Source organism: Campylobacter peloridis LMG 23910, assembly GCF_000816785.1.
GTDB classification, from domain to species: Bacteria; Campylobacterota; Campylobacteria; order Campylobacterales; family Campylobacteraceae; genus Campylobacter_D; species Campylobacter_D peloridis.
This window is the reverse complement of the sequence record NZ_CP007766.1, coordinates 911,461-924,582: the sequence shown is the minus strand read 5'-3', so window position 1 is coordinate 924,582 and position 13,122 is coordinate 911,461. Positions and strand designations below refer to the sequence as shown.

The following is a 13,122-nucleotide window of genomic DNA, read 5'->3' as shown; positions in this document are numbered from 1 at the left end:
TTAGTTTTTTTGTATTTGTTTGTTTTTGTTTAATTCTTCTTCTATATGAACAGGGTCATTTAAATTTAATCTTTTTATTACTATTTTATTAGGTGCTGCTCCTTTGATATGGTGTAGATATATTTCTTTAAATATTGTCTTTATGCTTCTGTGAGCATGTCTGTGGTAGATAAAACCACTTCTTGATCCTTTATGGTTTTTATTGTCTTTATTAAATATCTCTAGATTAGTTATATTATCTATTAATTTTGTGTAATGATTGCATAAAAATAAATAATCAAGCTCATATTCTCTAGCAAGTTTTAACTCAAAGCTTATTTGTTCTGTTAAAGCTTGATCTTGAACATTTTTAACCTCTACTAAAGTAGGGTAATCATTTAGCGTTACTAAAAAATCAGGTATGGTGTGATTAAAACCTTTAGTATTAAAATTAGTATCTAGTTTTCTTCTATTAGATAAATACCTAGTTGATCTTTTAGTAAAAAGCATAGAAGCAGCATATTCTCCTGCATCTCCTATATCTTTAGAATTGATATTTTTATTTTTTTGTTCTTCTTGGTTTGGAGTGGTGCTGTTTGTTCCACTATCTGAAAAATCATCATCAGCATCATCTTGCTTACCATTGCTAGTCTTTTGAGGGTTTTGAAGATCTTTTATAATGTCTTTATGTTTTTCAGCTTTATCTTGATTTCTTTGTAAAAATTCAAGTCTACCTAGTAGATTTAGTTCTTTAGGTGATTTGTTTTTATTTTTTTGCAATTCACTTATTTTCTTCTTTAATTCTTGCTTATCTGTAATAATATCTTTTAAACTTTCATCATCTTTAAGCAAGATTTTAGTCATTTCATCTGCTTTTTTCGCGCAAGCCTTTTTAATACCCATTGCTTGTTGTATTTTATCATCTTCTGTAAAATCTCTATTGTCATTTAAAGCTTGTAGGAATTCTTTAGGGCTTTGCAAAACTAAATTAGGATTTTTTATTTTAGCTATGCTTCTTTGAAAGCTTAAATCTATATTTTTTTTATCTTTTCTTCCCTTTCTAAAATCAGTCACTACAAAGCCCTTATCTTCTAAAGGCACAGGATCAAAGTGTAATGTTTCGTTTTTATCTAAAGATACTAATCTTGGTATTAAAACATAAATTCCTTTTTCAAAGCATTTATCAAAAAAATCTGCTTCAACTTTAGCTATACCATTTTTTACTTCAAAGCCATCGTTATATTTTAACTCTTCATTTAAGCTTTTGATATCATTATCTTTACTTGTATAAACATCGTAAAATATATCATAATTATCAGGATCGATTTGTCGTTGTTTTTTAGTTTGTAAGATGAAGTTATTTTCATCAAATTTATTTATCTCTTTATCGATTTTTTGTGCATAATCTTTTGTGATATCTTCTTTTTCATCTGATTGATCTTGAGAATTTATTTTTTTAATTTCTTGTTCTTTATGAATTGTTCTATTTTTATCTTCAAATTCTTTTCCATTGTTTTTATCTTCTGTTTGTAAATGAAAAGGCTTATAAAAATACAATTTACAATTTTCTAGTATATAAACCTTTTGAAATTCTTTAATATGAAAATTGACATCAGTAAAGTTAATTTTTATCACTCTACTCATTCTCCTTAGCCTTTTTTATAGCATCGTTTAAAAGTTTGGAGCATTCATCACGATATTTACCCAATAAATCAAAGTCAGTTTTTCCATTAATTTCACAATGAGAAGAATCATATGCTGGTAAATTATATTTTTTTCTAATTTGTTCTGAAGTCATTGCTCCTGCATCTTTTAAAAGCTTTTTATTTCTAGATCCTCTTGCATCATCTAAAGGAGTTCTTGGGGTAGCAAAATTCACATTAGCTCCAAGTTCGATTAAAAGCTTTGTAACCTTATAAGTTTCAGGTTCGCTTACAGCTTCAAATAAAAGAGTTTCATTGTATTCACTCTCTTGAATAAGTCGGGTTTGCATATCCACATTAGCCCCTCCTTTAATAGCTAGTTCTAATAATTCATAATTATTGCGTCTAGCCCAAAAATGCATAGGAGTCCAACCAAAGTCATCTTCATGCACTTCAAATTTAGCTCCACGATTGACTAGATATTGTATGATTTGAGAATTTGGATTATCGGCATTGAGTATATAATAATAGATTAGAGCGTTTTTATAAATATTAGGCTCGCCTTCTACTTCTTTCATTAAGATGTATTTTTCATTAGCTTCTTTGATATGTTTCATATCAATAAGAACAAAATTATATTTAGGATCTTTTAAACTTAAACCATACTCATCAAATAAATAATCTAAAATAGAAAAATCATTATTATTTTCTTCACAAGTAAATGCAGCTCTTGTTATCAAGTTAAAAGGATCAAATAAAGGGAAGTCTCCATCCTCATCTTTGATATTAAGCTCATAACAAGATATTTTTACAGGATAATCTTTTAAAATATCTTTTACCTTGGCCAAATCATTATCATCTATAGCTTCAAGAACTAGATCTTCTAATTCATCTTTTTCTTGATAGTTCATAGCTTTGATATTTTCTAATGTTTTCATTGTTTTTCCTTTAGTTTTTTTATAAATTGGGTTTCTTTGTGATTTTAGTTTTAATTTAAAAAAATTGCTTTTAATCTGCTCTCAAATCACCTCCTTTTACCCTTAAACCTTTATCATCTATAATTACTTGCATTTTTCCTACTTGAAGTATAATCTTATCTTTTGTTTGTGTGATGGTGGTATTTTCACCTACTTGAGAGATGATTCGTTTTTGTGCTATTAAAGTGCTTTCTTTATTAGCTAAAGTATTTATTTCATCAGCCGTAAAGGAACAATTATTTTTAGCTTTAAAACTAATAGAATCATCAGCTTCAGCTTTGAAATACTCATTTGTTTCTATGCTTAGATCTTTTTTGGAGTGAAATTTTATACTTTGATTGGTTTGAAGCACATAAGAACCTTTTATGGTTTCATTTTTATTATGTCCTATTCTTTGGATAAAATCATTTTTGATATCTTGCTCTAGGTTATTGTTGATGATTACTCTTTTATCATTTCCTATTTTTTCTTCATGATTTTGTCCGATATTGACTTCATTACTAATTCCTACATTCAAAGTATTACTTAAACCCACATTAGTATCTTTAGAAAGCAGGGTATTTTCTAGATACTGCGCACCTACATTGACATTTTTAAAACCTATGATATTTTGCATATGTCCTAAAGTAATAAATTCGGTATATAAAGCTCCTACTTCTGAGGTTTTGTTATTTTTTATAGTTTGCTCATAGTTATTGCCTATTTCTTCTTTATAATCTTTTTGTGCTAAAATGTAAAATTCTTCCTTGTCTATATCATTTTTTAAAGCGATTTCATTTCTTGCTTTTGCATCGGTATTATCTTTTCCTATAGTAGAATTAGAGATAGTTAGATAATGTTCATTTTTATAATTTAGATTATATTCTGTATTTTCTTGTAGTTTAAGTTCATCTAAGCCTTTATTATACATAGGTATAGCACTTAGATAATTTAGTGTTTGTCCAGCGATTTCTCTTTTGTATCTTGGGTAGTTATATTGTGGCATAGTATTCACCCCATTATACAAACTCCCACTAATAAAAGGTTTATCTATATCATCATCTAAAAATGAAATAATAACTTCATCTCCTATTCTAGGTGTATGGTAAAAACCTGAATGATTGCTTGCTACATTACTAGCTACTCTTAAGAATGGACTATAGTGATACATGTTTGTTTTATTATCTAATTCTTCTTGATTAGCATAAAGATTAATCCTTACTTTTACTCTTCCATATTCATCTGTATATATGGTATTTCTTTGATTTTCTATATTAGAATCTTCTCCTATAACTATACCCATGGTATTAATTGGAGGTTTTGGTTTGGATTTAAAACTAGGTGTAAAGGTTAAAAAAGATGGGGTAAGGGTTAAATTATTTGTATAAGATTTGCTTAGATTTAAGTCTTTAATATTTAAATTATCATTGGTATTGATAGTATTAGCTAAAATAGCATCATCAATTAAAATTTGTTCTTTTGCTATAATGGTATATTCTTTGGTGGTTTCTTCTTGAATATTAATTTTAATACTTTCATTTAAACTAAGATGATAAATATTGCTTTTTGCTTTTAGTATATTATTAAGCATAGTATTTCTTTTTTCTTTTAGGGTAGGGGATTGTTTTAAATTAATATTTTGTGTAAAGGAATACTCACTTTCATAAGAATGCTCATTATAATGTGTATTGGCATTTTGTGCTTTAGTGCTTAAGGAATATAAACTTAAAGGTTGTTTGGAATTATTACTAGAATGAGTAAAAGCATTAGTTTGTATTTGTTTTTCTTTATTTAGTGCGTAAATACAAGTTTCATTAAGATGGTTGTTGATATTAGGATTAAAAACTATATCTTTTATTTTGCCTTTATGAGTATAAAAATCATAAAAATAAATATTATCTTTATCTTCATAAAAATAAATACCATGATTGTGTGCTAATCTTGTGATAAATTCTAAATCACTTTCATTGTATTGAGAAATTAATTCTTTAGTTTCATATATATGATGAATATTAGAAAAATCAATGTTTTTATTTAGCTTGGTGTTATAATAGGCTAAGGTTTGTTTAATTACTTCTATTATGTTTGTATGAGTATAAATACGATTTGCTTTATTAAAATCAAGTCTTATTAAAGGAGAATGCAAGTTAAACTTAAAAAAATGTTTATGGTTTAATTGTTTAAAATTTTCTTTTACAATATTGCTAGCACTACCTTGATTAACACCTAAATAGTCAACATAAGATATTATTCCCCGATAAATCATATCAATATTAGTTGAAAAGTCTATCTTTTTGTTTTCATAAGGATTTTTAATTATAAGTGAAGCTTCTTTATCAATAAGCATATTAGGATTAAATTCAATATTATCATCACTAAAAATATCATTATTGATATTTTCATAAAAACCTTCACATTCACATAAGAAGATCTGATCCAAGCTTTCTTTTATAATGGCTTTTGTGATTTTAAAATCAAGTTTGTTAATTTTTAAATTAAGATAAGAGTTGTTTGTATTCATTAAAAAACCTTTGTTGGTATTGGGATTTATTGAGATTATTTTTAATGAAAGTGATAAGGATATTAAATAGCATATAAAGCTCATTGTTTAACAATGAGCTTATTGTGTTACGAATTTGCTTCTCTCCAATCATCACTTCCGCTTGTTCCAGCCGCTGTATGCTCCCAAATAACTTTTCTGTAATTTAAAGATACCTTAAAAAGCTCTGTTTTGTCATGATTGTTTGCTTCTTGAGCATTTGGCATTACTAAGGTAATATCTGTAATGATAGCATCTTCTAATTTAGTTGTAAAAAAATGTTCTTGTCCGCCACTTGTTGATGTTCTAAACCAATGAACTTCAACACTCGGAAGTCTTTCACCTTTTGTAAGTGCATTGTAAAGTAGAGGAACTGCTTTATTTAGAGAGCAAGTGAAAGTAAAAGGCTTATGAACTCTTTGTCCTGATGGTTGTCCACTTTGTTGATCAACTGGAACTGTTACAATATGAGAAATTTCTTGAGCCATAATCTCATCTTCGTGTCCTGCTTGATAGCGATTTCCTATACTTGCTTCTGTAGAAGCACCACTTGAAATAAGTCCTTGTGTTGAACCTTCGATTTTGATATATGCTGGTTGTGCCATGTTTTTCCTTATGATTATAATTTTAACTTTATATTTATATTAAAAGCTTTTAATATTTTAATACAAAATAAGTAAAAATAATATAAAATTAATAAATAGAAATAAAAATTATTTGAATTTATATTAGGAAAAATTATGTTTCAAAAAATAATGCAAATTTTAAAATCTAGGATTTTCGTAATCACATTAATACTTATTATTTTAGTTGTCTTAAGTTTATTTTTTTGGGCTTATGGTTCTTTATTTGCGTTTAATGAAATTTATGTTTTTAGTAATTCTTATTTAAGATTTGGGATAATTTTTATATTTTGGTGTTGTATTTTTTTGTTTTTCCTTTTAAAGCCTTTAAGTAATTTTATAAAATCTTTTAAGGATGACAAAAGAATAAGACTTAAAGAAATTAAAAAAGAATCTAATGAATTTTTATACAAAGCAAAAAGAAATTTCTTTATCGCATTAAAAGATGCCAAACAAACATGGAAAAAAGATATCAACACTAAAAATTTGCCTCTTGTTGTTATTGTAGGAAATGAAGGTGCTGGTAAAAGTACTTTTATAAATTATTCTGATATAGAATATCCTTTAAGTGATAGTTTAGAATCATATAAAAAGATGCATAAGTCCACCAATAATTTTAGCTTATATGTTTCCAAGAAAGGCGCTTTGCTTGATACTGAGGGAAATTATTTTTCTCAAGAAGATTTTTTTCATCCTAATAGTAGCGATGAGTTACCCGAAGATGATATAGAGAAAAATAGAGACTTTTTAATTAAAAAGAGCATTTGGCAAAATTTTTTAAAATTTTTAAATAAGAATTATTTTCATAGTAAATTAAATGGCATTATTTTAATAATTGATACTCGATTGTTTTTAGAAAACACAAAAGAATATTCTAATAATTTAATTCGTTATTTAACAAAAAGGGTGCATGAGTGTGAAAAAATTTTAGGTGTACAATTACCTATTTATGTTGTTTTTTCAAAATTAGATTTAATAGAAGGTATGAGAGAATTTTTTGATATTTTTAATGAAAAAATTCAAAAAAAAGCTTTTGGTGTAAGTTTTGCAGAACATTTTAAAGAAGAAGATATTCAAAAGTCTTTTGAAGAGATAAGCAAATCTTTGTTTTTACGTTTTGTTGATAAAAATTCTTCTATATACACTATAGAGGAAAAAAATAAAATTTATTTATTTTTAAAGCAGTTGGATAATTTATTTGTATTGAGCAAAGACTTTATCGTGCAACTCCAAAATGAAAATATTTTAAAAAATAGTTCAGTTTTAAGAGGGGTATATTATGTAAGTGCTTATCAAGAAAATGTGCCAAGAAATTTTATGCTTGATACAATTTGTGAAAAGTATAATATAAAAAAACCATTAGCTCAAGTAAAACAGTCTTTTAGCAAGCAAAGTTATTTTGTTCAGTCTTTGCTTGAAGATATTGTCTTTAAAGATTCATCGCTAAGTAGAATTAAAAGTTTTTATAAAAAGATATCGCTTGTGGGTCTAACTATATTTTTGAGTTGTATGACTTATTTTATTTCATCTTATTTTATTCTTAAAAGTGAGCAAGAAAAAAAAATATCTCAAAGTGTTTATACTGATCTTTCATTTTTGTTGAAAAATATGCAAGATTACCCCATGATGAGTATAGAAGAAAAAGCAAAATTATTAGTTGATTTAAGAAATATACTAAGTGTATATCCGCAATTAATCGAAAAGGCAAGTTTGTTTGAATATTTTAGCTTAAACATAACATACAAAGGCTTTAAAAAAGCACAAAATTTATATTATAAAATTAGTGAAGATGTGTTGAAAAATACCCTATTAAAAGAAATGGAAATAATATTACAAACTGATGATAATTATGATAACTTAATTAAAACTTTATATGTATATAAATCATTGTTTGAGCAAAAATATCTTGATAAAGATTTATTAAAAATATGGATTAATGAAAATTGGAATTTTTTAGAAAAATATAAAATTTCTAAAGAAAATTTTCTATCTGGTATCGATGAACTTCAAAAGATTGATTTAAGCACTTCTCAGCAAGATGACATTTCGGTTAAATTATCTATTGAAAAACTATATAATGTAGCAAAAATTCAAAGAATATATACTTTACTTAACTTTATCATTCTAGATAAAAACAATAAAGTATATAATTTTAAAAATGAATTAGGATTTGCTGCTAACAATGTTTTCTCAGAGTCTATTAAAATTGATAGTATTGAAGAAATTTACACAAAAAAAGGTATGGCCGACTTTTTGCAAACGTTAAATGTAAAAATAGATAAAGCCATTGAGATTGATTCGTGGATTTTAAATGATTTGTCAAATTCTGAAAATAGAAGCAATATGGCAATGGGAATTATTAAAATTTATTTAACGCAATATCAAAATAAATGGCAAGAAATTTTAAATTCACTTGCACCAAAAAAGTTTATTTCCAAAAGTTCTATGCTAAATGAACTTAATATACTATCTAAAAAAGAAAATCCTTTAATGAATTTTATAAAAATTGTTAGTGTAAATACCAATCTTAACGATGCTACCTTACTAACTCAAGCATATAATCTCGGTGTTAATGCTGCTGAAATAAAGACAAGTTTTATGGGGATTACCAGTTCGTTTGATGCTTATCATAAAATTATAGAACAAAATTCTATTTTAAATACGGGTGCTACTGCTGTAGGTTTAGATGTTGGAAGTCATCAAAAAACCATGGAATTAATAAATACAGATTTGTCTAATATTCATAAAAAAATAACTGACTTTACAACAAATAACTCGCAAACTATTGAGGAAAAAATAAAATACGCTTTAAGCGATAGTAAAGATTCTAGCGACCCATTTAGTTCTCTTGAACAAAATATTAAAAATTTACCAAGTGAATTGGAAAAATATTATGCAACTCTTTCTTTGTATGCTTGGAATATTATAGAAAACCATGGAGTTTCTTTGTTTAATACTGTTTGGTTGAATGAGGTTTATACACCATTTGTTAATGATATAGCTCCTTTTTATCCTTTTAATTTATTAAGTTCACAAGATTTAAGTATAGATTCTTTTAAAAATTTCTTTGGTAAAAATGGAATTTTAAATAAGTTTTATGAAAAATATTTAACAAATGTTCTAATTAAAAGAAAAAATGTTTACTCTATTAATTCTAAATTTAGCTCAAGATTAACTTTTTCCAAAGAATTTTTGGATTTTATTACTAAGGCTGGTAATTTATCAGAGTTAATGCTAAATGCAAATGATGTAATGAGAGTGCGCTTTACTTTACAAAGTCTTGACTTAAGTGCCGATTTTTCTTTTGTAAAAGTTCAATATAATGATACTTCTATTATATATGATCACACATTGCATACAAAATTAGATGTTATAACTGATGAATTTAACAATGGAACTAGTTTTGATTTCACTGCGTATTCTTATTTAGATGCTAATATAAATTACACAAAATCATATAAAGGAGAATGGGCCTGGTATAAATTATTACAGGAAAGTAAAAATTCAAATTCATCTTACAGTGTTTTATTTAATGACAATAAAAAAATGTATTTTGATTTCAAACTTAATAATAACAACTCAGATATTAATAATATAATTATGATATTAAGCGATTTTAAAATAGTAGAAAATATAACAAAGGCTCAAAATGATAGATAAAGAAACCATAGGATTAATAATTGAAAATATTGACGAAAATATTACAAAAACAGTAGCTTGTGTATTTGATGAAACTGGTGGACTTGTTGGATCAAGTCCAGAATGTTTATTTTGGATACAAGATAAAAATAATTCTGTTAAAGAAAAACATATGAAGATCACTTTTGAAGAAGGTTTTTTTACTATGACGCCTATAGAAGGCAGTGATATTTTTTATAATAATTCTTTTTCTAGATTGGAAGATGGTTATGAAATTATTATCAACAAAGGCGATGTTCTAAAGTTAGGTCTTATTGAGTTGCGTTTTGTTGATTCAAAAGAGATTAAACAAGAAACTTTAAAGCAAGCAAAAGAAATAAAAGAAATAGAAAAACACACACAGATGGATGAAATAGAGCTAAAACCTAGAGGAAAAATAGATGGCTTAGATTTTAAGGCAAAAGAAAACATTAAAGAACTTATTGAAACAAAAATAGATTATAGTTTTATAGAGGATAATAATATTAAAAATTCTGAAGTTATTATGGAGTCTAATTCTTCTGTTAATTTAGATTTTACTTATGAAAATATAGAAAAAATTTTAGATAAATTACAAAATGAATTATCACAAAATCGTAAAAAAACAATACTAAATGATAATTTCCAAAAATTAAATATAGATGATTTTCAAACAGTTATTTCAAAAATTCCGCTTATTAAAGATATAAAACTAATTAATCTTGTTGTGTTAAAATTAATTACTAAAGAATTGTATTCGCCTGTATTTAAAGAGATGGAAGAAGATATTTTTATGACTTATTTGCAAAACGCCTTGCAAAATATCATCAAAAATGATCAAAATATATTTGAAAATTTGACTTTACTGTCTTTAAATAAATACAAAGAAAAATAATTTTTTTTTCAAAGTAAAGTAAGATAATTTTCCAAAATTAATTTTAAAAAGGAGTATCAAATGAAAATCACAATGATAATTCTAAGCTTGTTTTCTTTAGTATCTTTAGGTGCATGTGCTTTTAAAGAAAATAAAGCAAGTGAATTAGAAACTCTTGCAAGTAATTATGGTGGAATTTATATCTTTGATAAAAAAATAAGAGAAGAGATATTGGAATTAGAGAAAAAAAGAGAAGAATTTCGTAGCAAGTATTTAGGGAGTGAAATCAAAGTAGGAAATGAAACTCATTTTGTGAATTTTTCTTATTTGAAGAAAAAATTCCCTCAAGTCCTTTCTAATGGTTGTAAATATTATCGTAGTGATTATAGATATAAAGGTAAAGCTAATTTTGGTTTCAAAGATAAACCCGAATTTGCATACTATGAAGATCAATTTAAAGCATATATGGGTGAAGAAAACTATAAAAAATTAAGACCTTATTTAGGTATGACAACTTATTATGTGTGTGAGGGTAAAAAATATCCTGTTGTTTTTGCTACTATGATAGATTATAAAGTAAAAAGTTATGGATTATTTGGAGATGAAGGAAGAGGATTTAGCTTTTCTAGCATTAGTCGTAAAAGTGCAGGAGGAGGATCTTTTCATTATTTTACTAATAATAAATTTATAAAAAGTGATGAAAAATATACAGGACAAAGTTACTGATGAACCCTAAAGAACTTATCTCTCAAATCAAAGACTATGCTAATATAAGATGCTAGTTATGCTATGTTGCAATATGTTTGGGAAAATATAGAGCAAGATGAAAAGAATAATATTTATAAAGCAGATAAACTTACTTTTGGTGATAAATTAAAGCAAGATATTGTTATGAAAAATAGTAAAAGGGAAAATATTGTAAAACCTAAAAATACAAACACAGCTTATGCTTGTGCTATACAAGCTCGTTTTGAACAAAATAAAATAGTTAAAATAGAACCTAAATATTGTATTTCTCTTATAAATACTTGTTTTGATAGTAAAGAAATAACATTGGATAATGATATTAGTAGGGTAGGATTAAATGATGCACTGAGTAAAAGAACTATTGATTTTGTAAATAGATTTAAACTTTTAAAACATCAGCCCAACACTACAAATTGTCTTATGAAAAAACAGAGAAAATTAAGAGGAGTTAATAAATGCTAGAATTCTTTATTAATCTTTTAATATTTATTCTTATATTTTTCTTTTTTGTTTTTATATTTTCTATTATTTTATATTTTATCTTTAAAATTTTTTATAAATTAAAAAATAAAACAAAAACTATAAATTTTAAAACAATATTTAAAAAATTTACTTTGTTTCTTTTACCTGCATATCTTTTATTATTCTTAGTAGGAGGATGTTCTTATAAATATATGGATCCGCAGTATTATGAGTTTAGGAGCTTGTGTAAAGATATAGATAATAAAGTAATAATTTACAATAAAGCTTATTGGGAATTGCATAGCGATTTTACAAAAAAAAAGCCTTCTATAGAAAAACGAGTTAAGGATGATGGTTATGAATATTTTTATTATGAAAAACTTAATGAAACATTTACTTATTATGATATAAAAGATACGATAAAATCCGAGAAACGAAATGGCAATATTATAACCATAGTATATGATAAAAAATATAAAAAAATGCCCAAGCCTTTTGCTACATATATAAGATATAAATATGAAAATGATGGTGTATTCTTAAGAGGCGATGAGGGTTCTGGATTATATTTTAGATATGAAGAAGTATTCACTTGTAGCTATTTTGATAATTTTAAGTAAGGATATAAATGAGCAAAAACATTAAAACACAAGAAGCTAAATTAGACTTAATCACTAAATTTTTAGACTATGCTAATTGTGCAGATGCTAGTTATGCTTTATTAGATCCAGTTTTTACAGGTGTTATTATTGATAATCAAGGAAAGGAATTAGAAAAAGATTTAGATAACCAAAGACTAGGTGATAAACATAATAATCAAAATTCTACCTATGCAAGAGCTATACAAGCTCGTTTTGAACAAAATAAAATAGTTAAAATAGAACCTAAATATTGTATTTCTCTTATAAATACTTGTTTTGATAGTAAAGAAATAACATTGGATAATGATATTAGCAGGGTAGGGTTAAATGATGCACTGAGTAAAAGAACTATTGATTTTGTAAATAGATTTAAACTTTTAAAACATCAGCCCAACACTACAAATTGTCTTATGAAAAAACAGAGAAAATTAAGAGGAGTTAATAAATGCTAGAATTCTTTATTAATCTTTTAATATTTATTCTTATATTTTTCTTTTTTGTTTTTATATTTTCTATTATTTTATATTTTATCTTTAAAATTTTTTATAAATTAAAAAATAAAACAAAAACTATAAATTTTAAAACAATATTTAAAAAATTTACTTTGTTTCTTTTACCTGCATATCTTTTATTATTCTTAGTAGGAGGATGTTCTTATAAATATATGGATCCGCAGTATTATGAGTTTAAGAGCTTGTGTTATTTTAATTTGGGAAAAGTGTTGATTGAGGATGAATCTATAAAGAATAAAACGAATATAATAGTGACACCTAAAAGTAAGCAAATAAAAGATAGGATAGTGGAAACTAGATTTGAAAGAAAAAATGAAAACCAAGTAGTGTATTATCGTATTAATACATATTTTTATGATAATTATGGTATATTCTTGAAAGGCGATGAGGGTGCTGGATTATATTTTAGATATATGGAAGTATTAAGTTGTAAGAATATTGACAAAAAATTTAAGAAAGATGACTGGCAAGTTGAAACTTTGGAATAAC

Annotated in this window: 11 protein-coding genes; 7 read left to right on the top strand and 4 right to left on the bottom strand. The window is 25.5% G+C overall.

The features are described 5' to 3' along the window. The 4 genes from CPEL_RS04560 to CPEL_RS04545 all read right to left on the bottom strand — a co-directional run bounded on the left by CPEL_RS04560 (position 1) and on the right by CPEL_RS04545 (position 5,722). Positions 1 to 1,623, bottom strand: a complete 1,623-nt coding sequence (locus CPEL_RS04560; RefSeq protein WP_044598806.1) for a putative toxin — start codon at positions 1,621 to 1,623, stop codon at positions 1 to 3. Continuing rightward, positions 1,616 to 2,560 (bottom strand): ankyrin repeat domain-containing protein, encoded by a 945-nt coding sequence (locus CPEL_RS04555; protein ID WP_084083564.1) that lies wholly within the window; start codon positions 2,558 to 2,560, stop codon positions 1,616 to 1,618. The genes CPEL_RS04560 and CPEL_RS04555 overlap by 8 nt, the downstream gene beginning before the upstream one ends. A gap of 70 nt (positions 2,561 to 2,630) precedes the next feature. Then, complete coding sequence (locus CPEL_RS09530) at positions 2,631 to 5,099, bottom strand: type VI secretion system Vgr family protein (protein WP_044598805.1); 2,469 nt, start codon at positions 5,097 to 5,099, stop codon at positions 2,631 to 2,633. A gap of 107 nt (positions 5,100 to 5,206) precedes the next feature. Further along, positions 5,207 to 5,722, bottom strand: coding sequence for an Hcp family type VI secretion system effector (locus CPEL_RS04545; RefSeq protein ID WP_039626225.1), 516 nt, complete (start codon positions 5,720 to 5,722; stop codon positions 5,207 to 5,209). A 135-nt stretch (positions 5,723 to 5,857) separates the two neighbouring features. On the opposite strand from CPEL_RS04545, the gene tssM reads away from it, so the two are divergent. The 7 genes from tssM (at position 5,858) to CPEL_RS04510 (ending at position 13,121) form a co-directional block, all read left to right on the top strand. Beyond that, a complete protein-coding gene (gene tssM, locus CPEL_RS04540; protein WP_044598804.1) occupies positions 5,858 to 9,400 on the top strand; it encodes a type VI secretion system membrane subunit TssM in 3,543 nt (1,180 codons plus the stop codon). Beyond that, positions 9,390 to 10,292: a hypothetical protein gene (locus CPEL_RS04535; protein ID WP_044598803.1), complete on the top strand. Its 903-nt coding sequence runs from the start codon at positions 9,390 to 9,392 to the stop codon at positions 10,290 to 10,292. The genes tssM and CPEL_RS04535 overlap by 11 nt, the downstream gene beginning before the upstream one ends. A 291-nt stretch (positions 10,293 to 10,583) precedes the next feature. Beyond that, positions 10,584 to 10,997, top strand: a complete 414-nt coding sequence (locus tag CPEL_RS09670) for a tRNA 2-selenouridine synthase (protein WP_167332823.1) — start codon at positions 10,584 to 10,586, stop codon at positions 10,995 to 10,997. A 63-nt stretch (positions 10,998 to 11,060) separates the two neighbouring features. Next, complete coding sequence (locus CPEL_RS04525; RefSeq protein ID WP_232088155.1) at positions 11,061 to 11,480, top strand: methyltransferase; 420 nt, start codon at positions 11,061 to 11,063, stop codon at positions 11,478 to 11,480. After that, a complete protein-coding gene (locus CPEL_RS04520; protein ID WP_044598801.1) occupies positions 11,474 to 12,100 on the top strand; it encodes a hypothetical protein in 627 nt (208 codons plus the stop codon). Before CPEL_RS04525 ends, CPEL_RS04520 begins: the two co-directional genes overlap by 7 nt. Positions 12,101 to 12,108: 8 nt before the next feature. Further along, on the top strand, positions 12,109 to 12,573 hold the full coding sequence (locus CPEL_RS04515; RefSeq protein ID WP_039626159.1) for a hypothetical protein: 465 nt from the start codon (positions 12,109 to 12,111) through the stop codon (positions 12,571 to 12,573). Continuing rightward, entirely contained in the window at positions 12,567 to 13,121 is a 555-nt protein-coding gene (locus tag CPEL_RS04510) for a hypothetical protein (RefSeq protein ID WP_044598800.1), read from the top strand. The genes CPEL_RS04515 and CPEL_RS04510 overlap by 7 nt, the downstream gene beginning before the upstream one ends. Position 13,122 lies beyond the last annotated feature (1 nt).